Annotated in this window: 23 protein-coding genes; 7 read left to right on the top strand and 16 right to left on the bottom strand. The window is 47.2% G+C overall.

What is annotated here, in order from left to right; all coding sequences use genetic code 11:
* Window positions 1-246: 246 nt before the first annotated feature.
* The 5 genes from MSMTP_RS00785 to MSMTP_RS00760 form a co-directional block, all read right to left on the bottom strand.
* The gene (locus tag MSMTP_RS00785) at window positions 247-669 is read right to left on the bottom strand and encodes a DUF86 domain-containing protein (protein WP_048177159.1); all 423 of its coding nucleotides are present in this window, start codon (window positions 667-669) and stop codon (window positions 247-249) included.
* Between the two features lie 164 nt (window positions 670-833).
* Window positions 834-1,292 (bottom strand): nucleotidyltransferase domain-containing protein, encoded by a 459-nt coding sequence (locus MSMTP_RS00780; protein ID WP_048177157.1) that lies wholly within the window; start codon window positions 1,290-1,292, stop codon window positions 834-836.
* Between the two features lie 169 nt (window positions 1,293-1,461).
* On the bottom strand, window positions 1,462-1,740 hold the full coding sequence (locus MSMTP_RS00775) for a hypothetical protein (protein ID WP_048177156.1): 279 nt from the start codon (window positions 1,738-1,740) through the stop codon (window positions 1,462-1,464).
* A gap of 380 nt (window positions 1,741-2,120) precedes the next feature.
* Window positions 2,121-2,465 carry a DUF86 domain-containing protein gene (locus MSMTP_RS00765; RefSeq protein ID WP_048177152.1) on the bottom strand — a complete coding sequence of 115 codons (345 nt, stop codon included), beginning with the start codon at window positions 2,463-2,465 and terminating at the stop codon, window positions 2,121-2,123.
* Window positions 2,462-2,773, bottom strand: a complete 312-nt coding sequence (locus MSMTP_RS00760) for a nucleotidyltransferase family protein (RefSeq protein WP_048177151.1) — start codon at window positions 2,771-2,773, stop codon at window positions 2,462-2,464. The genes MSMTP_RS00765 and MSMTP_RS00760 overlap by 4 nt, the downstream gene beginning before the upstream one ends.
* A gap of 518 nt (window positions 2,774-3,291) precedes the next feature.
* Between MSMTP_RS00760 and MSMTP_RS19565 the strand changes: the two genes are divergently transcribed.
* Both MSMTP_RS19565 and MSMTP_RS00750 read left to right on the top strand, forming a co-directional pair.
* Window positions 3,292-3,447: a hypothetical protein gene (locus tag MSMTP_RS19565; RefSeq protein ID WP_197076115.1), complete on the top strand. Its 156-nt coding sequence runs from the start codon at window positions 3,292-3,294 to the stop codon at window positions 3,445-3,447.
* A gap of 450 nt (window positions 3,448-3,897) precedes the next feature.
* Window positions 3,898-4,179 (top strand): hypothetical protein, encoded by a 282-nt coding sequence (locus MSMTP_RS00750; RefSeq protein WP_231582857.1) that lies wholly within the window; start codon window positions 3,898-3,900, stop codon window positions 4,177-4,179.
* 1,051 nt (window positions 4,180-5,230) lie between these two features.
* Here MSMTP_RS00750 and MSMTP_RS00740 read toward each other — a convergent pair.
* From MSMTP_RS00740 to MSMTP_RS00710, 7 genes are all read right to left on the bottom strand, one after another.
* Entirely contained in the window at window positions 5,231-6,661 is a 1,431-nt protein-coding gene (locus MSMTP_RS00740; protein ID WP_048177143.1) for a nucleotide sugar dehydrogenase, read from the bottom strand.
* Between the two features lie 145 nt (window positions 6,662-6,806).
* Window positions 6,807-7,739: a UDP-N-acetylglucosamine 3-dehydrogenase gene (locus MSMTP_RS00735; RefSeq protein WP_082090441.1), complete on the bottom strand. Its 933-nt coding sequence runs from the start codon at window positions 7,737-7,739 to the stop codon at window positions 6,807-6,809.
* Between the two features lie 70 nt (window positions 7,740-7,809).
* Window positions 7,810-8,892, bottom strand: a complete 1,083-nt coding sequence (locus MSMTP_RS00730; protein WP_048177140.1) for a DegT/DnrJ/EryC1/StrS aminotransferase family protein — start codon at window positions 8,890-8,892, stop codon at window positions 7,810-7,812.
* 216 nt (window positions 8,893-9,108) lie between these two features.
* Window positions 9,109-9,777: an N-acetyltransferase gene (locus tag MSMTP_RS00725; protein ID WP_048182351.1), complete on the bottom strand. Its 669-nt coding sequence runs from the start codon at window positions 9,775-9,777 to the stop codon at window positions 9,109-9,111.
* Window positions 9,778-10,139: 362 nt separating this feature from the next.
* Window positions 10,140-11,108, bottom strand: a complete 969-nt coding sequence (locus MSMTP_RS00720) for an NAD-dependent epimerase/dehydratase family protein (RefSeq protein WP_048177138.1) — start codon at window positions 11,106-11,108, stop codon at window positions 10,140-10,142.
* Window positions 11,109-11,439: 331 nt separating this feature from the next.
* Entirely contained in the window at window positions 11,440-12,360 is a 921-nt protein-coding gene (locus tag MSMTP_RS00715) for a CPBP family intramembrane glutamic endopeptidase (RefSeq protein WP_082090440.1), read from the bottom strand.
* Between the two features lie 2 nt (window positions 12,361-12,362).
* Window positions 12,363-13,259: a DUF1616 domain-containing protein gene (locus MSMTP_RS00710; RefSeq protein ID WP_048177136.1), complete on the bottom strand. Its 897-nt coding sequence runs from the start codon at window positions 13,257-13,259 to the stop codon at window positions 12,363-12,365.
* 592 nt (window positions 13,260-13,851) lie between these two features.
* On the opposite strand from MSMTP_RS00710, the gene MSMTP_RS00705 reads away from it, so the two are divergent.
* Window positions 13,852-14,748: an NAD-dependent epimerase/dehydratase family protein gene (locus MSMTP_RS00705; protein WP_048177134.1), complete on the top strand. Its 897-nt coding sequence runs from the start codon at window positions 13,852-13,854 to the stop codon at window positions 14,746-14,748.
* 101 nt (window positions 14,749-14,849) lie between these two features.
* On the opposite strand, the gene MSMTP_RS20285 is transcribed toward MSMTP_RS00705, so the two are convergent.
* A complete protein-coding gene (locus MSMTP_RS20285) occupies window positions 14,850-15,032 on the bottom strand; it encodes a hypothetical protein (protein WP_156153622.1) in 183 nt (60 codons plus the stop codon).
* A 289-nt stretch (window positions 15,033-15,321) separates the two neighbouring features.
* Between MSMTP_RS20285 and guaA the strand changes: the two genes are divergently transcribed.
* Complete coding sequence (gene guaA, locus MSMTP_RS00700) at window positions 15,322-16,236, top strand: glutamine-hydrolyzing GMP synthase (protein WP_048177132.1); 915 nt, start codon at window positions 15,322-15,324, stop codon at window positions 16,234-16,236.
* A gap of 83 nt (window positions 16,237-16,319) precedes the next feature.
* Window positions 16,320-17,360, top strand: a complete 1,041-nt coding sequence (locus MSMTP_RS00695) for an archaeosine biosynthesis radical SAM protein RaSEA (protein WP_048177131.1) — start codon at window positions 16,320-16,322, stop codon at window positions 17,358-17,360.
* Window positions 17,361-17,620: 260 nt separating this feature from the next.
* Here MSMTP_RS00695 and argB read toward each other — a convergent pair whose 3' ends face one another.
* Window positions 17,621-18,517: an acetylglutamate kinase gene (argB, locus tag MSMTP_RS00690; RefSeq protein ID WP_048177129.1), complete on the bottom strand. Its 897-nt coding sequence runs from the start codon at window positions 18,515-18,517 to the stop codon at window positions 17,621-17,623.
* Window positions 18,518-18,954: 437 nt separating this feature from the next.
* A complete protein-coding gene (locus MSMTP_RS00680) occupies window positions 18,955-19,239 on the bottom strand; it encodes a non-histone chromosomal MC1 family protein (protein ID WP_048177125.1) in 285 nt (94 codons plus the stop codon).
* Window positions 19,240-19,660: 421 nt separating this feature from the next.
* Here MSMTP_RS00680 and mptA point away from each other — a divergent pair, with 421 nt between their 5' ends.
* Window positions 19,661-20,620, top strand: a complete 960-nt coding sequence (mptA, locus tag MSMTP_RS00675) for a GTP cyclohydrolase MptA (protein ID WP_048177124.1) — start codon at window positions 19,661-19,663, stop codon at window positions 20,618-20,620.
* 344 nt (window positions 20,621-20,964) lie between these two features.
* Entirely contained in the window at window positions 20,965-21,288 is a 324-nt protein-coding gene (locus MSMTP_RS00670; RefSeq protein WP_048177122.1) for a DUF2098 domain-containing protein, read from the top strand.
* Window positions 21,289-21,468: 180 nt separating this feature from the next.
* On the opposite strand, the gene MSMTP_RS00665 is transcribed toward MSMTP_RS00670, so the two are convergent.
* Window positions 21,469-22,902: a methanogenesis marker 14 protein gene (locus MSMTP_RS00665; protein ID WP_048177120.1), complete on the bottom strand. Its 1,434-nt coding sequence runs from the start codon at window positions 22,900-22,902 to the stop codon at window positions 21,469-21,471.
* Window positions 22,903-23,141 lie beyond the last annotated feature (239 nt).

Raw genomic sequence — 23,141 nt, 5'->3', positions numbered from 1 at the left:
GAAGTATAAATTTCAAAGCAGTTTTGAAGGCTTTTTAATTAATTTTTGATTCCGGTTTTAGTAGGCTTGAGTTAACTTCCTTTCATTTCTTTCTTTTTTTTCTTTTCAATTTTTTCGTGCAGGCCGTTTGCAAGCAAACGGGAAAATAACCACGGGATGCGGTATTAAACGCTGCTCTGTTTTTCAGTCGGATTGAGTGAAATTCGGCTACGGTTCCTTAGGAGATGTTCCAGCAGCAGTTTCTTATCACTCGTATTTTGAAATAAGGTGCTTTGCAATGTATTCTGCAAAGAGTTCCAGGTCATCAATGTCATTCTGGAGATGAGAATAAAGTTTCACTATATCGATATCTGCATACATGTGGACGAGCACATTTCGAAAACCTGCGGCTGGTGCAAGTTTTTCTGCAAAGTCTTCAGGGAGAATTCCGTTCTGGCCAAGTGTCAGGATAACTTTTCTATAGGTATCTGGCCGCCTCAATTTCTCACTGGAAATAATCATCTCGCAAATATCAATCACGCAGGCCAGGGAAACCTCCATATACCTCTCAACTGCTCCTCTCAAAGTAAGGTTGTCTCTGATTTCCTCCAGATCATAGTTCTGATATTCCCTGAGGATGCTGACATACTCACCAAGTTGTTCAAGCTTGAAGTTTATCTCTTCTCTCATCTAAATCCGCTCTTTGCTATCCTTATTAAGTTTCTAGCTTGGTCCGCTTGAGCGAGCAAAGCGAGCGAAACGGACTCCGTGCTGTTGCACTTACAGTGCAACTAAAAGAAAAATCATAGATTTTTCTGATCCCGAAGCGGAACTCGGGTAGTTTATTTCTTCTCTCATCGAAACCCGTTCTCCGCTATTCTTTTCAGGCTCTCTTTTGCATGCCTTTCAATGTGATACCGCTCGTCAAGGTACCTGGACATTATTTTTGTTTCGAACCTGACTCTTTCAAGTTCGTCGGATTTCAAAATAATTCCGTCACGTATAACATTATAGGTCAAAAGGAGGGGTGAATCATTGAGTAACACGAGGTCTACGTTATTCGTATTAAGAAGTTCTGTAAGTTCGCCGATCAATTCAAGTTGAAGGTCAAAGGCTTCCTCCTGTGAAAGGCTCTCCTTAAAAAGCACAGCTATATCTATATCGCTTAAGCTGTTAGCTTCTCCACGGACTGTTGAGCCAAAAAGATAGGCTACCGTAACATCCTCAACTCCGGAGAAAAAATCCCTGAGCTCCCTTTCAAGCCTTTCAAGCTTCGGGTCTGGAGTAACGGACTTCACATCAGCAGACTGCATATTACCCATCATTAAGGACTTTATGCTTACCTCTGTTTATATCTTATGCAGGCCTTGCAATAGCAGGTCCTACAATATATGGTTCCGGAGTGATAAATAGTTCAGGCTTGTGAAAACTTCTAGCTTTATTCAGTTTTCGGTCTTGTATTTCGCAGGAATCAGCTATATTTCATAGTTCGAGCCCCTGGACCACTGCCTTTCTCAAGTTTTCATTCCTGCTGTGAATCCAGGTTATTCCCTTTATCCCAACAGCAATTTTATTACTTTGTTCCAGATAATCCAGAATGACAATCAGAGTATTGTGGTTAACCTGTCTTGGCAGCATTTTCTTGAGATCTGCAACTGTTACAACACTGTCCGGGCTGTTTTTCAGGGTGTCTTCTACCATGAGAATAGTATTAAGAGTCGGGGATGGTTTTGCCTTCCCGGAATTTAACGCTTCTGCCATTTCTTTGCCTCCGGTAGATTGCAGTAGGCTTTGAAATTTTGCTTTTCAGGTACATTTGCGTAACAAAAAGTTATTGATTAATAACTAATTGATATCTATTAATATTTATGTTCTCTCATAAGGCTATCAAATAGTTCTTAAGAAATCTACAGAGTCCCGGTCCTTGTTTTTTTCGAATCGTAGTTTAGCTGGATGGACTGAATGGACTGGATGGACTGAAAAGGCTGTAATGCCTGGACAAAAGTTAATATGCTCTTCCGGAACACCTTTTTTTCTGATTGCTTTTCACTTCCCTGGGATCTCACCGGGTGCCGGAGGCAGCCGGCTTTTCCCTGAAAATTAGCAGATGGTGGTTGCAGTATAAAAATCAAAGTTAGTTTTTACTCCATTTCGGCAAGGATAGATCTGAACATAGGGATAAGGGGTGGGATGTCCTGTTTTATGGTGTCCCATACAATTATAGGGTCCACGCCAAAATAACCATGGATTAGCCGGTCTCGCATGGTGGCCATGTCTCTCCACGGGATGTGTCGGTATTTTTCCCTGATCTTTGCAGGTACGTTTTTAGACGCTTCCCCTATGATCTCTATTGCCCTGATAACGGCATATTGTGTTTTTCTATCGTTGATAAACCGGTCATAGGAATATTCGGCTGTGAATTCTTCAATATCCAGCATGGCATTGAGTATGTCTTCTATGTAATCTCCTGCTTCCCGGTCGCTCATACTTCGACTACCTCTAAAAGGACGTGTTTGCCGATTCTGGGTTTCAGGGCAGTTTTTGATACAAGGTCTACCTTGACCCCAAGTTTATCCGACAGCTCATTCCCAAGTCTGGCATACCCTAAAAGTGTGATGGACCCGTTGAATTCCACCAGAATGTCCAGGTCGCTTGAGGCACTCTGCTCTCCCCTGATGTAGGAACCAAAAACCCCCATATACTTGATGGGGTACTTCTTCTTCAGTTCCGGAAGCATTTCCTGCAGTTTTTTTATATATATGTCAACCTCATGCTGGCTCCCCTGCAGTTTCATGATATTTTGATTTATGACCTTTCGTATATAAATTGATGGCTTTCTCCTTTAAACCCTTGACAACATCTAACTAATGTTTTCTTTCCGGAAAAACCGTATTTTGGGTGGCTTTTCACTTCCCGGGGCTCTCACCGGGTGCCGGAGGCAGCCGGCTTTTCCTTGAAAATTGTTAAAAGATTGATGGAGTATAAATTTCAAAGCAGATTCAAGGTTTTTTTAGTGAATTTACCTTTTTTGCTCTTTTATGGCTGATTCCCCTTTTCTTTTTTGCTTTTTTTTTCGGGCAGGCCGTTTGCAAGCAAACGGGAAAATAGCCACAGGATACGGCATTAAACGCTGCTCTTTTTTCAGCCTGCTTGAGGACAATTCGACCATGGTTGTTCTGTTTAAGTTCTCGAAGGTGCCCGCCGACAGGGAAAAAATAAAAAGTAAGTCATGAAAAATTCTTTTATACATTGTGAAGTAATGAATAACTACAGTTTGTTATTCTTTAAAGTCTACTTCCGGGTGATGTGTACATGGAACATGTAAGGAAAATTTGCCCCATTTGCGGCAGAGAGTTCTTTGTTTTGGAAAACGTGGAAGAAAAAGCGGTTTACTGCACGCTTGAGTGCCTGGCAAAGGCTCAGGAAGCTTCGGAAATTCGGAAAGACCCTTTACCGGTTGAACAGTAAGCTCCGTGGGGGGATTGCGGTTTGCCGGGCAGAGGCCGGGAGGAGGGGGCACGGTTGTTCAGGGAAGTGTGCTTAGCTTCCAGCCGGTTTTTCCCTGGAAATTTGGGGATGATTGCTGAAATAGAAGTTAAAAAACAATTTCAAAGGCGTTTTTCAGCGTGTTTTTGATTTCATCTTTACTCTGTTCGAGTTTTTTAATTCTATCCGTAACTTATTTTTTAAAAACTGTTTATGATTGAAATCATTATGAATTTTTCCTGGAAATTTGCTTTCAATATGGGCTGTTTCAGGGCTTTTTTATGATTTTTAAGGGATTATGGAGGTTTCAATCTTTTTTTCATATTTTTTATTCTTTAATTGTATTCTCTTCGGTTTAATATCTCTTTTCGTATTTTTTAACATGATTAAAAAGTTTTTTATATGTACCAATTCATCTCTCTAATCGGGGGGATGAAGTTGCTTGCGGGTTCCATAACGGCTTCCGGGAATTTGATACTTAATACTGCAGTTTCAGGCGTAAGTGCCTGTTCGATATCCACGGGGATCTACTACCCGGAATACGGGGCGATAATAACCGTCGGCCTGATCCTCCTGCTCTCCTTAAAGGAAGTGCTCTCGGCATCAAGCCAGTGGTCCCGGGACCTGAACGGCTCGCTCAATACAGCTATCTTGCCATTGTTGGTTTCTTTTTTCGGAATCGTTGTTTTTAAGGTGCTGGCAATTCTTGCCTGATTTAAAGCCTAGCCTGAAGACCTCCGGAAACTCTCGAAGACGTCCGAAGGCTCCCGAAGGCTCCCGAAGACTCCCGAAGACTTCCGGAGATGTCTGAAGACGTTTCGTATATCCGGGTACACAGCTGCCAGGGTTTCGATTTGTAAAATAAGATTCATGCGGGGGGAAGGACGTGTGCGGTTTGAATAAGGTTGCTCTGGGGAGTTTAGGGAGCTGTCCGCAGACCTGCAAAAAATAAAAAACGGGTTTTGAAAGTATGTGCTTGCCCGGGTTTCCAGATTATAATCGGCTGGATAAGAGCGAAGTGATTCTTTCCGGAGAATCCGTTTTTCGGACTGCTTTTCAGGTCCCGGGGATCTCACAGGGTGCCAAAGGCAGCCGGCCTTTCCCTGAAAATTAATAGAAGGCTGCTGCAATAAAAATTCAAAGGTAGTTTTTGTTTTCGTTTTTTGATTCCGGTTGCTCCGGGGGAGTTTAGGGAGCTGTCCGCAGACCTGCAAAAAATAAAAAACGGGTTTTGAAAGTATGTGCTTGCCCGGGTTTCCAGATTATAATCGGCTGGATAAGAGCGAAGTGATTCTTTCCGGAAAATCCGTTTTTCGGACTGCTTTTCACTTCCCGGAACTCTCACCGGGTGCCAAAGGCAGCCGGCTTTTCCATGAAAATTAATAGAAGGCTGCTGAAATATAAATTTAAAAGCAATTTTAGAGGTGTTTTTTGTGAATTTTATCCTTTTTTCAGTTTGTTTGAGTTTCATTTCTTTCATTGTCTTCCTTTCAACTTTTTTGAGCAGGCCGTTTGCAAGCAAACGGAAAAATAACCACGACATACGGGAATAAACGCTGCTCTGTTTTTCAGTCCGCTTGAATACGCAAAATAGACCCCATGTTTCAGAAGCAGAACTCGGCTAATGCAACTCAGCCGGTTAAAAATAAAAAAAGGGATGCAGGGCCTTAGCCCTTAATACCTTCGAAAAATCAAAAAGAGGAGACACAGGTTTCTCTTCCATCAATTTCCCCTTAAATTTCTTATTACCCCCTTAATCCCACATTCATCCCTTTAGCTCGTGCCCGTTTTTATCTCCCCTTCCGATTCCCTTGTACACAAAACCCTTTTCAATAAACTCGGCCGGCTTAACAACGTTCCTTCCATCCACAATGACAGGGTTTTCCTTCCCGCTAAGCTCTTTGAGCCAATCGGCCTTCACATTAAAGTACGCACTGTGCCCCGTAAAAACAACCACAGCATCCGCACCCCTGACAACCTTTTCCAGGTCAGCCGAGATCTCAACGTCCGGGTAATTTACGACGTAGGGATCGTGTACCCTCACTTCTGCCCCTGCCTGCAGGCAAAGGTCCCTGTAGGGTTCGGAGGGGGCGTTTCTGGCATCGTCGGAGTCGTTTATGAAAGCCCAGCCGAGCATGGCAATCTTTGCCCCCTCTACCGTTTTCCCAATCCGCTCAAGGGCTGCAACGGTCAGGTTGTACATGTGAACAGGCATGAAGTCGTTGACCTTCCGGGCAAGCACGTAGATGGAATCCGCACCTTCCGGATAGTCCAGCTGCCCTTCCCCGATCTTTACGCCTCTTTCCAGGTGGTAGGTATCCTTGGTAAGGCAGTGCCCCCCAACCCCGGCCCCGGGCCAGAGGATGGCTCGCGTAATTCCCTCACCTTTCAGGCTGTCCACGCCGGTCCTGACGTCGTAGACGTTTATGCCCATGGCTTCACAGTAGAGGGCGAGCTGGTTGATGGCTGCAATCTGCAGGTCCCGGAAAGTGTTTTCTGCGGTCTTGGTAACTTCGGCAGCAGTGGCAGACATAGGGATTACTTTTCCGACTGTGAGCACCGGGGTGTAGAGCTCAACTGCCCGCTTCGTGCTGGCCTCATCAATCCCTCCCACAATCCGGTCATGTTCCCTGATATTTTTAAGGAGCCTCCCCACCATGACCCTTTCGGGAGCATGGGCAAGGGCAAAGTCTTCCCCCGCTTTTAACCCGGATTCCTCTTCAAGGATCTGCTTTGCCATACCTTCGGTTGTGCCTGGGGTAATGGTGGACTCCAGGACCACCAGCATTCCGGGTTTCAGGTATTTCCCGACGTTTCTGATGCCTTCTATAAGGGCACTGAAATCAGGAGTCAGGTCTTTCGGGTTGGCAAAGGGGGTCTGGATTGAAAGGGTAACAGCGTCCAGTTCGGAGATCCTCGAAAAATCGGGAGTGCACTCGAACTTCCCGGCACCTGTTACTTTGCCGATCAGCTCTTCCAGGCCTGGCTCTTCGCCTTTTAACGGGCTTTCTCCCCGGTTGAGCATATCGATTTTGTAGCCTGAGGACTTCGAGTTTCTCTGGAACCCCAGGACTCTATCAAAACAGGAGGCATCTGCGAAAAGGACGGCTGCAGGGATGCCGACGTAGCCCATGCCGAGGACTCCGACCTTTTTTATCGGACCGCGGGCTTCGAGGAGAGTTTTAAGTTTGCTCATGAGTACCACTTCAATAAGGACAGCATTTCGGATATAATGAAGTAAGTGTTTCAGACTTAATCCGGTAAGCGTTTCAGATTCAGTGAAGTAAATATTTCTGATTTAACGAGATCAGCGTTTCGGACCTTCAAATCTTGATCAGTTATCAAATCTTGATCAGTTTTTCTTCTTCATATGAGCGGATGGCTGCCATGGCAACTTCCAGAGCGTGTTTGCCGTCTTCACCACAGGTTTTTGGGGCTTTGCCCGTGGAAGCGCATTCTATGAAGTGTTCCAGTTCGTTTTTAAGAGGTTCGCTTTCCACCACTTTAGCCTGCCGGATCCAGCCGTTGTCGTGGATTTCTACGGTCTGGTCGATGTAGTCCAGGTAAGCGACGCCGTTAACGCCTATGGCTGTGAGCCGCCTTACTTTGTGAGGGGTTAGCCAGTTTGTTTCCACGACCCCTGCGAACTCGTGGTCCAGGCGGAGGATGATTGAGGCATGGTCTTCAAAAGAATGGATGTCAGCACCTGCCACGGCGTAGACGTGGTTTACTCTCTTGCCGTAGAGGTACGAAATAATGTCAATATCGTGGACCCCGATGTCCAGGATCACGCCAACGTCACGGATCCTGGGGTTATAGGGGCCGACCCTCCGGGTGGAGATGGAAACAACCTTGCCCAGGACCCCGGACTCCATGATCTCCTTAAGTTTGATAACCGCAGGGTTGAACCTCTCGATATGGCCAACCATCAGGATCTTTCCCGCCTTCTCTGCAGCCTCGATCATCAGGTCTGCATTTTCGATACTGTCTGCGATAGGTTTTTCCACAAGGACGTGAAGCCCCGCTTCCAGGGCGTCAAGGACGACCTGCTTATGCAGCTTGGTCGGGACAACGACACTGACCGCATCAAGACCTTCGGCAAACATTTCTTTGTAATCCGTAAAGGGTTTCGTGTCAAACTGGGCAGCCATGGCGTCCACCCGTTCAAAGTCAACGTCCGAGATCCCGGCAAGTTCTACACCTTCCATTTCACTGTAGATCCTGACGTGGTTCTGGCCCATGGCTCCAGTGCCTATTACTCCTACTCTGATCAAATGTCTCACTTCCTCTTATTTTAAGCTGGGTTCTGGAAAACAGGGTTTGAATCAAAAGTTCGGTCCTGATTCAGTTGTTAGAGTAAAATTCCCTGATTGCTTCAATTATTTTCTGCGTATCCATTTCCGATACCCCAGGGTGAACCGGCAGGGAAAGGACTTCTTCTGCTGCCTTTTCGGAAACAGGCAGGAGGTCTTCGTATCCGAGTTCCAGGTAGAGAGGCTGCTTGTGAATGGGCATCGGGTAGTGGATACCAGTCCCGATTTCTTTCTCTCTCAGGAATGCAGCAAGCTCGTCTCGCTTTTCAGCCCTGACGGTGTACTGGTGGAAAGCGTGGGTGCAGCCGGCTTTTATCCCAGGGATTGAAACGCCGGGAACTCCCTTGAGCCCGGCTGAGAGCAGTTCTGCGTTTTTCTGCCTGCAGGTGATGAACCCGTTGAGTTTTCCTAGCTGCACAAGCCCGATTGCGGCTGCAATGTCGGTCATCCGCAGGTTGAAGCCCAGGCATTCATGCAGGTAGCGGGTGTGTGAACCGTGGGCCCGGACCATCTTTGCCTTTTCCGCAACTTCCCGGTCGTTTGTGGTAAGCATCCCGCCTTCACTGGTAGTCATGTTCTTGGTCGGGTAGAAACTGAATGCCCCTGTCCCGAAAGCCCCCACCCTCTTCCCGGAATAAGCGGCTCCGTGCGCCTGGCAGGCGTCTTCCAGGACGGCCAGGTTGTGGTCCTCGGCAAGCTCCATGATGGCTTTCATCCCTGCAGGGTGCCCGTAAAGGTGGACCGGCATAATGGCTTTTGTTCTCGAAGTGATTTTTTCCCGGATTTTTTCCGGGTCTATATTATATGTATCCGGCTCAATGTCCGCAAATACCGGCTTTGCCCCTGTGTAGAGGATGCTGTTTGCGGTTGCAATGAAGCTAAAAGAAGTTGTTATTACCTCATCCCCCACTCCTATCCCGTGGGCTAAAAGAGAGGCATGGAGGGCAGCAGTGCCCGAGTTTACGGCAACTGCATACTCACACCCGGTGTACTCTGCAAAAGCAGATTCAAATTCTTCAACCTTCGGGCCCTGGGCAATCATACCCGATTTCAGGACATCGGTTACTGCGTCAATTTCTTCCGGACCTAACAGCGGTTTTGCAACTGGGATCATGGTTGATCTTCTTTTTGTGTTTAAATTTATTCTGTGCCTTTTAAGACCTTATTCGAATTCATGTCTTTTAAGACCTTGTTCGGATCTCAGTAGATCTGTTTCTTTTAAGACCTTGTTCGAATCTCATTAAATCTCTTTTTTAAGACCTTATTCAAATCTCATTAAATCTCTTTTTTAAGACCTTATTCGGATCTTACAGGTCTTATTCCGATTTATTTAGATCTTGTTCAGTTCTTTCAAATCTCCCGGCAGGTCAAGAATTTTTGCAGGGACTCCGGCTGCCAGTTTCCATGGAGGGAGATCCTTCGTAACAAGAGCCCCTCCCGCCACCATAGCGCCCTCCCCTATTTCAACACCCGGAAGAAGAGTTGCATTTGCACCTATTGATGCCCCTTTCCGGAGGACAGGTCCTTTGAGAGGGTACTCTTTCCTTATAGGATATTTATCATTTGCAAGTACGGCACAGGGCCCAATAAAGACGTTATCTTCGATAGTCACATTAGTTGGAATGTAAACATTTCCCTGGATGCTCACATTATCCCCGATCCTGACGTTCCCATCGATAATGACGTTTGTCCCTATGAGTACGTTGTTTCCGATGTCGGTATTTTCCCTGATCATCACGTTATGGCCTGTTTTGAAATTCTTCCCGGCCCTCACCCTGGAAAAGATTGTACTCCCCGCCCTTATAATCGAATCCGGACCTATTGTGCAGCCGGGAAAATCGTAGTCTTCAATTTCCAGGCCCTGTTTCAGGATTTCCATCAGGATTTTGTGCTCGGGATATCCCAGAATCACGTTTTCCAGGATGATTGTTCCTTCACCGACTGTTGAAGAGCCGTATACTTTTGAAGAATTGTGGATTCTAAACTCGCTCGAATTCATTTCTTCCCCCATTTTATTCCAGATATGCTTCAGAACAATATGTTTCAGAACAATATGTTTCAGAACAATATGTTTCAGAACAATATGTTTCAGAACAATATGTTTCAGAACAATATGTTTCAGAACAATATGTTTCAGAACAATATGTTTCAGAACAATATGTTTCAAATACTGTTTTCCGGAAGCTGTTCTTCATAAAATGTGCATAATATGGCTGATTTGATAATTTTATCCGTGCTCACCTGGCCGGCTTCCAGGAATGATTTTGATTTTTATGGCCCCCTGGCTTTCCCGGCCTGGCGTGTTTGCAAATATTTTTAGTTCCGGGCTAATTACTCTGTATAATTATTTAAATTATTTGATTATTTTCCACAAAGCAGTGCCCTCGCCGTCTCCCTCACACTCTCTTCCGAAGAATACCCAGGCTTCCACCCTATTTCCTTCAGGTTCCCAATCCCGAGTCTCATCCTCGGGACATCTCCTTTCCAGCCCCTGCTCCCGCCGGTGTAGGTAAACTCGACATCCGAAAGCTCCAGTTCCTCCACAACAATCTCCCCGATCCGGGTAGCACTGATGGTATCCTCGGACCCGACATTGAAGATGTTGACTTCTTCGGTGCTATTTTCAATGGCAAAAAGGATCGATTCCACGCATTCCGAGACGTGCAGATAGGATTTTTCCTGCTTTCCGTCCCCCAGGACCTCAAGCCTCGCCGGGTTTTCCCTCAATTTGCGGATAAAGTCCACGGTAATCCCGTGAGTGCTTCTCGGGCCGACTATATTTGCAAACCTGAATACCCAGGCCTGCATGTCGAAGGTGTGGGTATAAGAAGTGATAAGGGCTTCGCAGGCAAGTTTGGAGGCCCCGTAAAGGGAAATGGGGATGAGGGGGCCGTAGTCTTCAGGAGTGGGCATGACTTTTGCATCTCCGTAGACAGTGGAAGTCGAAGTAAAAACTATTTTTCCAACGCCGGTTTTCCGCATGGCTTCCAGGAGCTTGTAGGTTGCAAATATGTTCTGGTCGAAGTGGACTTTCGTATCCGAAACTCCGAGTTTTACATCCGGGTTTGCAGCTACGTGGAAGACGAAGTCTATGCCTGAAAGAGCCCTTTCGAGCTGCTCTGTGTCAAGAATGTCCCCGTTTATGAGTTCAAAATTCGGTTTTTTGAGGTGCTGCTCAATAAAATCCATGCTGCCCGAGCTGAAATTGTCCAGCACCACCACCTCGTTTCCATCTTCCACCAGGCGGTCCACCAGATGGCTCCCTATAAAACCAGCCCCGCCCGTCACCAGGACTTTGCCCGCAACCGGGTTTTTTTCACTAAACGCCATAAAATCCCTTCATCTTCTTTTTTTATATGAAATATTTCTACTGACCTAGTATAATAGACCAGGATGCACTTAATTATTCACAAAATATAACTTATCAACTACCCAAATTTTTATCTGGATACACTTTATATTTATTTAAGTGATTTGGTTTTATTCATATCAGGCAGCCCCGCCTCCGAACCCCCCGCAAAATAGATCCAATCGACTGGTATAAATGCCAGACTATTATTTTAAGTCCGCTTGAGGGAGCAAAGCGACCGAAACGGACCCCGTGCTGCCGAAGCGGAATTCGGCTGGTACAGCACAGCCTTTCGAATTGGGATATGCCCGGTTACAGCCCCATCAGGGGAAAAATCCCGAAAACGAAGATATTCATAAAGCCGTGGATAAGAACCACAAGGGTAAGATCCCCTGTCCTGTAGTAGAGCTGGCCTATGAAAATTCCCACGAAGATGGCGTAAAGGATCTCAGTGAGACTGCCGTAACCTGCATGCATGAGTCCGAAGAGAAGACTTGCAACGAGGATGCCTGCGGCAGGGCCCAGGAACGACTCGAGCCTTGTCTGGAGAAGACCCCTGAAGATGAGTTCTTCGATTAGCCCGACGAAGAAGATCATCACGATTACGAGGCTCAGGAGGCTTGCAAGGCCCAGGTCCGGGATAAGAGCATCTCTTACACTTACCTGGAGTATGGTATACTCTCCATAACCAAGAACCGCGCCCATGGAAACAGCTAAGGGGAAGAAGAGCCAGAGTCTCCTCAAAGTAAGGCCCATCTTTTCAAGGGTAAACTCCTGGTACACGGCGATAATTGCTACCGGGATTGCCATAGGGGCGTAGATGAAGGCCAGGGCATAGAGTGTATCTTCAAAAAAGACAGGTGTTGCGAGGTTGACCAGGCGGAGGATCGGGAGGAGCATCAGGATCTGGTAGGTCCGCTGTATCTCACGGTCCTTGATGAGCGCAATGCACACTACCAGGGTTATAAGGAGCAGGGTGTGCGCCATTATGGCTTCATCCAGACTCCCCTCGTAGATCATCAGTTCGGCAAAAGCGATAATCAGTATCGGGATAGCTTCAAGAACACCCCTGTGCCGGGGCAAGGCGTTTTCAGGCTCCTCCCGGACTTCGCTATTTTCACTCACTTTTTTCCCCAACTCCCTTTTCCTTTCGAATTTATCTATTTCGTTCAGGAAAGATGCGGAGTTCCTTTCATGTTCATAAGTCTCGTCTACCAGTTCCGGGCTTGCCATGTTCAGGCCTCCTCAGCCTTTTCACTTACGTTTATCCAGAGACGCAGTTCCCGGTATGGGACTTCCTTTTCAGTATCGTTGAAGAGCAGGAACTCAAGTTTCATATCCGTCCCTTCGAAAGGCGGCGTGATTTCGAGAGTTTCTTCCCAGCTCTCGTTATGGGCCAGGTTGATATATTTCATGTTTTCGGGAAGGTCTAAGGACCTGTTATCAAGCCGGGCGGCCATCGCATAGTTTACTGTCCGGTACTCATGGTTTACAATCCCCACAATGACATTCCCGTCTTCACCAAGCACGTACTCTGTCGGGTAGTTGCTTGCCATACCCTCTGGCCCCAGTATATAGAATTCCGTAAAGTGCTCGTACTCTTTCGGCACCACAGCAGCATAGGTAAGGGTCCCCAACGACGCAAGAATGGAAAAGACCATGAGCACCATGAGGATTTTCTCTACTGTTGTTTCCGGTTTATTCAGGATTTCGTCCTTCAGGTCAAGGGCCACAGCCCTGAAAGACACCACAAGAACTTCTTCCCCGGGAAGGTTCCGCCTCCGGTAGTATGCAGCCCCGCACATGAGGAGCGTAAAAACCGAAAGGCTCACAATTATGGGCATGAGCCTTATCCCCCAAGCCATATAGTTCAGCCAGAGCCCCATCATTGGCACGACTGCAATGCTCAACCCTAAGGAAAGGACAACCCTTTCGATCCAGCCCAGGTCTTCTTTTCCTGGAAAGAGCGCTGCCACCAGCGTGTACCCCGGCAAAAAGAGCACCATGGGTATCCCCAACACCACCCTGATAAAACTCCCGTTAAGCCCCGGCGTCAGCACGAAGATATCTGTCAGGAGTACAAGACCTGCCACCAGCAGCAGGTCCAAAGGAAATCGTTTATTTCCGGCCATTTTCCCTCTGAGAATAATTTTTTAATCACTTTCTTCTTTCCACACCTGATGTATCAAGTAAGTCCTATTGAATGAGTCCTTAATTTTGAAATGGAATCCTTGTACTCCGGTCCGGTTACGGTTTCAATTTATTTGTTAGCTGGATACCGGAGGATATGCAGTGTGGTATCCGGGTCGGGTCTCAAAAAAGATCCCAATCCAGTCCCCTAAAAGCTTGTATTCCTGCCCCCCAAAAAGCCTGTACTCAAAGCTCTGAAAAGCTTGTATTCCGATCCCCGAAAAGCTTATACCCAAGGCTCTGGAAAACTTGCACTCCAGCTCCTAAAAGAACCCACTCCAAGCTCCGATTACCATTTATAATGAAAAATTCCCCCTGGGCTTCTTCAAGTTTTTAACTTCCCCATACTCATATTGTTCCTTTCTATGAAAAGTTTTTCCCTTTTTAGAAGAGTCTTAAGAGAGTCTGCATAAATTCGAACAGATTCAAAGAACGGATTTGAAGAACAGGTATAAATACGGAATGAAAATGCATCCCGGAACTTTCCGACTCACACAGAAAATTTTATGTTTTCTCCCCCCTTCTCTAAAAACCATGAATGTACTGGTTACAGGCGGGGCAGGGTTCATCGGCTCCCATATTACCAAATATTTTGCGGATGAAGGGCACAGAGTCCGGGTTTTTGACAACCTGGCAACCGGCTTCCTGCAAAACGTCCCTGCACACAAAAACATCGAATTCCTCGAAGGGAATATCTGTGACCCCTTCGCCGTGTCAAAAGCTGTTTCCGGCATGGACTATGTCTTTCATGAGGCGGCCCTGGTCTCCGTCCCCTTAAGCTGTGAAAAACCTGCCGAAGCCTTCAGGACAAACACCCTCGGGACCCTGAACGTGCTCCAGGCCTGCGTAGAAGCCGGAGTCGAGAAGTTCGTGACCGCCTCCTCGGCGGCGATCTACGGAAACAACCCCGCCCTCCCCAAGCGCGAGGACATGTACCCTGAACCTGCCTCCCCTTACGCAATCTCCAAGCTGGACGGGGAGTACCTTGCCCGGATGTTTTACGAGGACTACGGGCTTCGGACCACCTGCCTGCGTTACTTCAATGTCTACGGCCCCCGCCAGGACCCGAAATCCCCCTATGCAGCGGCAATCCCCATCTTCCTGGAAAGGGCAAAAGCAGGAAAAGACCTTACGATTTATGGAGACGGTCTCCAGACCCGGGACTTCGTGCATGTAAAAGACGTGGTCAAGGCAAACGCCACAGCCCTGGAACACGGGGACGGAGAGGTTTTCAACGTTGCCCTGGGAAAGAGCATAACAATCCTTGAACTTGCAGAAACCATCCTGGACCTCACCGGCTCCTCGGGAAAAATAGTTCACGCCGACCCCCGTGCAGGGGATGTCCGTGACTCTCGCGCCGACGTCTCAAAGATCTCTGGCTGGTGGAAAGGCGAGCTCAAGCTCAGGGAAGGCATCGAGGGAATGCTTTAAGGGCCTGCATATCAAAGGTGTGGGAATACAAGGTTATCAAGGGCTCACAGGTAAGTTTGGACGCTCCGTAAAGGGAAATCGGGATGTTGGGGCGTAGTTTTTCAAGGTTGCCATAACTTTTGTTTCCCCGTAGACGGCGGTAGTGGAGGTAAACGCAAGCTTTCGGCCCCCTGCCTGCGCATGGCTTCCGGAAGCTTATAGGTTGCCGGGATGTTCTGGTCAAAGTGGACCATGGTTGAAACTCCCGGTTTTACATCCGGGTTTGCAGCCGCGTAGAAATGCACCGGCGAAAGAATGCGGGATTACCGATTCAAAGGGGGTACCACGCAAGACCTTCTAACATTTAAGTGCTTCAAAGTGTCACAATATAATAGTGGATTATTCCACCTACTATACCTTTAAATATCAAAACCCCCATGCACTGACACATATATCCAACTAAAATATAATCAAATCCTAATAATTCTATTAGCTTTCACCAATCACGGTTATTATTCAACGGAAATCAATTCGAAGTCTAATTCAAGGTAACTAATCCGAAGGAATCAAAGTACCATTCAAAGGAGCATTTCGATGGTAAAAACCGAGAAATTCATTCCAAAGGCAATTGATAGGATTAAAAACGAAATCGAGGGGAGGGCGATAATTGCCCTTTCCGGCGGCGTGGACAGTTCGGTCTGTGCGGAGCTGGCTTACAGGGCAATCGGGGAGAAGCTGCACCCCATCTATATAGATACCGGGCTCATGAGGAAGGGGGAGACCGAAAGGATCGCCCACATATTTTCCCACATGAACCTGCACATCGTGTTTGCGAAGGACAGGTTCCTGGGAGCTCTCAAGGGGATCACAGACCCCGAAGAGAAAAGAAAAGCAATCGGAGAGACCTTTATCCGGGTCTTCGAAGAGGAAGCAAAGGAACTGCAGGCTGAGTACCTGATCCAGGGCACCATCTACCCGGACAGGATCGAGTCCGAGGGCGGGATCAAGTCCCACCACAACGTGGGTGGACTGCCTTCAGTAGTCGATTTCAAGAAAATTGTGGAGCCTATTGACGACCTTTACAAGGACGAGGTAAGGGAAGTTGCCTGGGCGCTTGAAATGCCAGAGGAAATCTGCGAGAGGATGCCTTTCCCGGGTCCGGGACTGGCTGTGCGCGTGCTCGGGGAAGTTACCGAAGAGAAGCTCGAAGCTACCCGTGAGGCAAACGCCATTGTAGAAGAAGAACTTCTGGACCGGTTCTGCCCCTGGCAGACCTATGCCGCATTGATCGGTAAAGGGACCGGGGTCAAGGGCGACATCCGGGCCTACGGCTGGATCATGGCAGTCAGGGCTGTCGGGTCCCGGGACGGGATGACCGCAGAAGCGCTGGAACTGCCCTGGGACGTCCTGAGGCACATCCAGTCCAGGATCACCTCCGAGATCCCGAGCGTGGTCAGGGTGGTCTACGACATCACGCCAAAACCTCCTGCGACCATTGAGTTCGAATAAAGCCGGAAAAGGCTTCAAACAATCTTTTTCTTTTTTTTGAAAAGCATTAAACAAACCTAGCTTTAAAGCGAGTTTTCACAACCATGTCCCTGAATAAAGCAGTACTCGATATCCGGCAGCGGATAAAGGTCAGGCCTTCTCCAACAAACGTGCCGGCGGCAAGCTGGACAGGAAGCGACCTGGTAAACGGTGTAGAGACAAAGACCCTGACGATGATATTCAAGACCGCAGGATGCCGCTGGGGAAAAGCCGGAGGGTGCACCATGTGCGGCTATGTCTACGACTGCGCAAGCGAACCCCCTACCCTGGAAGACTATAAGGCCCAGCTTGAAAAAGCGATGAAAAAAGCCGAAAACTTTCCAGAGCTCATGATCAAGATCTTCACCTCAGGAAGTTTCCTGGATGACAAGGAAGTCCCCCTCGAAGCGCGGCACATAATCCTCGAAGCCCTGGCAGCTGACCCCCGTGTGGTCAAGGTGCTCGTGGAAACCCGCCCCGGCTTCGTAAGCGACGAAAACGTGCAGGACTGCCTCGACATTATGAGAGAAAAGCCCTTCGAACTTGCCTTTGGTCTTGAGACCAGTTCCGACAGGATCAGGAAAGACTCCATCAACAAAGGTTTCAGTTTCAGGGACTTCGTCCGCGCCGCCGAGATAGCAAAAAAGCACGGGGTAACCGTAAAAACCTACCTCATGCTAAAACCCCTCTTCCTCTCCGAAAAACAGGCCATGGAAGACATCCTCCACTCCATCGACGACGCAGCCCCCTATTCGGACACCATCTCCATCAACCTCTGTAACGTCCAGAAAGGAACTCTGGTCGAGTCCCTCTGGGAAAAAGGCCAGTATCGCCCCCCCTGGCTCTGGAGCATCGTAGAAATTCTGAAGCAGGCAAAAGCCGCCCACCCTGAGCTCCCCATGATGTCCGACCCCGTAGGCGCAGGCTCAAAACGTGGCCCTCACAACTGCAAAATATGCAGCAGAGATGTCGCAGACGAGATAAGGGAATTCTCCCTGACCCAGGACCCCGCAGACCTCGAAAAAGTCGACTGCGGATGCAAAGAGCTCTGGAAAAAAGTGCTCGAAATAGAGGACTTTACGTACGGGACGCCGATTTTAGAGTGACAGAAAAAAAGAAAAATTAATTGGCAGAAAACAAAAAGCAGGAACCGGACAAAAAATAAGAACTGAGGAGATTTTTCTCCCTTTACTTTTTCTCCCTTTACTTTTTCTCCCTTTACTTTTTCTCCCTTTACTTTTTCTCCCTTTATTTAATAAGAGGGAAGCTGGCACCTTGCCATCATAAACAGGTCGGCATACCTCCCGTCCTTTATTATTGAATACTTTTTTTTCCCTTCTTACTTTTTAGTCGAACTTTTATTTTCTCATGGCTCAAAGCCAGGCCCATAGATCATTGTCCCGACTCCGCCGTCGGTGAAGAGTTCGAGAAGCATGGAATGAGAAACGCTACCGTTTATAATGTGAGCCTTCTCGACCCCGCTTTTTACGGCCACGGCCGCTCCTTTGATTTTCGGAATCATGCCCCCCCGGATTATTCCTTTCCTGATAAGGGGATCGACATCATCCAGCGTGATGCGGGAGATACGGCTTTCGAGATCGTTCATGTCCCTGAGGAGCCCGGAGACGTCGGTCATGAGGATGAGTTTTTTGGCACTGAGAGCTGCGGCAATGTCTCCTGCAACAGTATCGGCGTTGATGTTCAGGGCATTGCCTGCCACGTCCACGGCAATCGGGGAGATTACGGGGATATAGCCCTTTTCAAGCACAATCCGGAGGATTTCGGGATTGATGACCTCGCTCTCCCCCACCCAGCCGATATCAACCTCGGTTTCCACGCCTTCAACCATGACCTTCTGAACGGCTTTCTTGCGGGCGAGAATCATTCTCCCGTCGTGGCCCGTTAAACCTATACCCTTGCCCCCGGCTTTCCCTATAAGGGAAATCATTTTCGTGTTGATGTTGCCCACCAGGACCATGCGGGCGATTTCCAGGGTCTCGTCATCCGTTATGCGGAGCCCTTCCACAAATTCGGCTTTCTTCCCCATGCGCGTCATCTTTTCCGTGATCTCAGGGCCGCCCCCGTGCACGATCACCGGCTTGATCCCCACAAAACGCAGGAGCACGATATCCTTGATGATGTCTTCCATGACCTGGACGTTGACCATGGCATTTCCACCAACCTTGATGACCATGACCGAGTCATAGAACTCCTGCATGTAAGGCAGGGCCTCGATAAGCACATTCTCTCGCTTCAGTGACATGACCTAGGAATCAGAAGTTCTGCTATTAAACCTATCGTTAAAAGGGACCGCAAAACCCCGGGATATTGAAGAAAAAAGATTCGAAGAACCATAAAGATCCTCCGGGCGCTCAAAAAAGATTTATAGGAGAAGGAATCCGAAAAAAGCAGAACTGCATTTAGAGAACAAAACTTCTTTAAAAGAGCTGAATCTCTTTAGAGAACAAAACTTCATTTAAAAAAGCAGAATTGCATTTAGAGAATAAAACTTCACACATAAAGAGAGGAATTTTCTTTAGAAAACAGAACGTCATATAAAGAGGAATTTCCTTTAAAGGTTTTGAAATAAACGATCCCGGAAAGTTTTGAAAAATAAAGTCCTTTCCAGGAAAATGCATATATAAGTATTGGAAAGAAAAAGAAATAACCCCTATTTGAAGGGGCTGTGACAAATGCAATTTACTCGAGCTTTTCAATCCTTTCTTTCTTGACAAAGGGCTTGCTGATTTTCTCGGGCATCCAGTCAGGCCTGTTCTTGGGGGCTTCGACGTCGTCCTTCCATGCCTTGAAAACGTGCACCTTCTTTGTCCCGCGTTCCCTGAGGCGGATGATTTCCGGCTTCTTCTTTGTGCCGGCCCCACGGTTCGCAGCCTTGAGAGCAGCCTGCCGAGGCTGTTTTCCGGTGAATACTCCGTGCTCATTGCCAGCTTCGTCTCGTAAAACAAAATTTCTTGTGTTGGACATAAAGGTCACCTCGCAAATTGTATTGCTAGACACTGATTAAGTTTTAAAGTATATAAATTCTTTCTTCAGGAAGTTGGCTATAGTTAGTGTTTTGGGGAAAAATGACCCAAAACCGTGAACTCTATATAAACTAAATTTTTCTATATTGTGCTCTGTATGGGAAATATTTAAATATTTATGGCTTGTTGGAAATATACCCAAATATGGGTTCAGGAAACGGGTAATAGCATTTTGGAAAAGAATGTTTTATTGTACTTTTGGAAAAAAACTGAAAAATAGAAAGCATAAGCTTTACATGCTATAACCCCTAATGGCTATTATATTTTGTAAATGCATATAAAATTGCAAGATTGCAAAATCCGTACCAATCAAATTTATCCGTATAAAATCGAACATTCATCTTTTTATGGATATGGTTAACATGGAAAATTGTATTTTCAACCTCCCCGACGTCCAGGCCAGCAAACCGAGCGTGCCGATTAACCTCACGAGGGTAGGGGTTACAAACGTAAAAAAACTCGTTGAAATAAAAAGAAGAGACAAACGTCCCATCGTACTGATTTCAACCTTTGACGTCTTTGTTGACCTGCCTTCTGACAGGAAGGGAGCTAACCTCTCACGCAATTTCGAAGCCGTTGACGAGGTGCTGGAGAATATACTCAGCATGCCCGTGTACGAGATTGAGAAACTCTGCAGCGATATCGCACACAACCTTTTAGGCCGCCACGAATATGCCAACCAGGCAGAAGTCAGGATGACAAGCGAATACATGGTCAGGCGTGCTTCCCCGGCCACAGGCATGAAATGCCAGGAAGTCGTGAACATTTTTGCCGAAGCTTCGGCTGTAAGAGGCAGCGGCGATGATGACTACTTTGATGTAAAGAAACTCATAGGGACTGAAGTGGTAGGGATGACTGCCTGCCCCTGCGCCCAGGAAATCATGAGAGACAAGGCAGCAAACGAACTTGCCGACCTCGGAGTTGAAGAAGAGACTATCATCAAGTTCCTGGAAAAGGTTCCGATGGCCACTCACAACCAGCGTGGGAGGGGCACAATCTCGATAAAGGTGGCACACGATTTCGATGTGTCCCTGGAAAACCTCATCGAAATCATCGAGCACTCCATGAGTTCCAGCGTCTTTGAAGTCCTGAAGCGTGCCGATGAAAAAGCCGTCGTGGAAACCGCCCACAAAAACCCGAAATTCGTGGAAGACTGTGTAAGGACCATGGCAGACAACATTGTAAAACAGTTTCCCAACCTTCCCGACGACGCAGTGATCACCATTAAGCAAGTCAATGAGGAAAGCATCCACAGACACAATGCCTTTGCTGAAAGGGTTGCTCTCCTTGGAGAGCTCAAGAAAGAGATCAACGACAATTAAAATTTTTTTTCTTTTTTTTAATTTTTCCATTATTTTGTGCCAGTTGTTAATTCCCACATGACTTTTAACATTTCTTTGACAAAATAAAGCATTTCTTTAACTTCCCACCCATTTCACAAAATTCCCCAAAATATTATAGTCAACCTATTCTTTTTCCGGAAAAGCCGCAAAATAGGACCCGTGCTTCCTTTCCAGCCCCCTTTCCCGGGCATTCCATCCGGGAAAAAGGCCGCACAAAGTTTATTACAGGGACGGGATAACCTATAAGCAGTCAATCTTGAGAAACAAAGGACTTTGCGGGGTCGTAAAAGCAAGCATGCCCCGGGAGCCGTCGAGGTGAAATAATGGCTGAAGCTGAAGTCATCACGGCTGTTGGCCGAAACAATAAACCCATCAATGTGGGGAACGTTGTCAAATACGTCAACACTGATACAATAAGCCGCGTAAGCGAGATCAAAGAAGATGAACAGGGAGTCTGGGTACTGCTCGAGGCAACAAACCTCTGGTACAGGGATGAAACCCTGGAAGTCACGCACATTGAACTCAAGGAAAAGAAAGAAGAAAAGGAATTAACAGCCAAAGAAATGGAAGAACTGATCCGGAGAGGAAAGGAGGACGTGGCAGCTTTCGATCTTTCAAAAACGACCGGAGGAGGGGCAGGAGGCTAATACTCCAGCCCTCTCTATTTAAGGATATTATATTCAACAGCTTTTTTGAAAAATTGTGTGTTATTTTCAGCTGCCTATTTGTCCATTTACTTTAGATCTTTATTTTCGTTGTTCATTTGCTTTATTGTTTTATTTTCGTTGTTTATTTGCTTCATTTTTTATTTTCGTTGTTCATTTGCTTTATTTATTTTGCAATTTGACCCTCTGAGCAAGGATACACTTCCCTCCATGCCGGCCTCCAAGGGGATACTGAGGTGTTCCAAGGGAATTCATGCAACGGGCCATGACAGCTGCACCCCGGGCAAGCCCGTCGTCCACGAAAACAACGCGCTCATCGACTTTCGGGGCAATGCCCATTTCATCCAGGCATTTCAGGATCAGTTTTGGTTTGTTCCCGGTAATTCCGGCCCTGCCTGTGATCCCGATGGTGCTGTCCTCAAAGACCAGGCCTTCATCTTTTGCAACTTTAACCAGCCTGCAGGTAACATCCGCCATTACCTCGTCAATGACAGCCGAGATAACCTGTACCCCATATTTCTTGCAGATTTCCATGCCGATTGCGCTCAGTTTGCCCATATCGGACCCGTTTTCTCCAACATCACAGCCGATGAGCACGACCCCCACTTCTTTAGCCCCTTCGGAACTCACTGGCACACTTCCGTACCTCGTCCTGTGTTCCGGAACTTTTTCTATAATGATAAGGTCGTTAATTCTCTTTGTGTATTCCTGGATTACCTTGCCCTTCATTTTCAGGGTCAGGAAAGAGGTAGGCTTTTCGCCTTTCAGAACATCGAGCGCAGTTCCCAGTTTAGCGTCCACGACCCTTGAACCCCGAATGATGGCGTCGGGGATTGCACCCGCGTAGCCACAGAAGTTCCCGACGGTCTTTGCATAGGGCAAGTCGGGGCTTGTTATCCTTCCGTCCAGGGTGGTCCCGAAATCAATGGAGATACAGGGATTCCTGAAATCCACGTCCGTCATTTTGGCTGCTTCCTTGATCCCTGCCGTTGCAAGTTCTCCTTCCATTTCATTCGCAACAATTTCAACTCCTGTGGAGCCTATTGGAGGCAGGACTCCTGCAACAGCCCCATCGAAAACCACCTTTTCCATCTTGCTGTATTTCTGGAATTTTTTTGGGATATTTGAGGTGGACATCGGAGGAGTCATGTTTTTTGGGGGAACGCCGGCAAGGAGACAGCCCTCTGCAAGGGCTTTGACGAATTCCCCGACCTCATCCGGAGAATCAAAACCCGCAACAACCCCTGTGGAACGGACAACAAAGTTGAGGTCAGTCTTAATATCCAGGTTGGCTTTATCCAGGGACTCGAGCAGGCTGTTGCTCACAAGCTCCGCAATGGACTCCCGGGTCAGTTCCACGCCCGTAAGCGTCCTGCCAAAAACCACTTCTCCGGGTTTCGGGCCCCGGACGTCCCTGGTCATCTTCACGACTTTATTGATAATATGGGTCCTGCCTGTGTCCATATTTGTAGCGGTCAGGATGCATTTAGTGGTGGTGTTTCCGACTTCCACGGAAGCCACTATGAAGAAAGGTTTTGACTTCAGGTCAAGTAAACGGACCTGGGGGGATTCAGCAATTCTGGGTTTCAGAGCCATTTTTATTCCTTCTTAAAATCTGTAAATTTTATGAGTTGTGTTTTATAAGACTAATTTATGAGCTTCAATTTATAAAACTAATTTATGAGTTGCAATTTTAAAAGATTCCTGTAAACAAAGGCTGTAAACAAAGGAATGCTTCAGGATACCTGCAAAGGGTTCCGAGAGAGGAATTTAACAAGAACACAATTTATTCGAAGTATAGAGGAAGGTATTAACCAGAGCATATAATAATGTTT

The organism is Methanosarcina sp. MTP4, from assembly GCF_000970045.1.
Taxonomy (GTDB): Archaea; Halobacteriota; Methanosarcinia; order Methanosarcinales; family Methanosarcinaceae; genus MTP4.
This window is presented reverse-complemented; position numbering and strand designations above follow the sequence as displayed.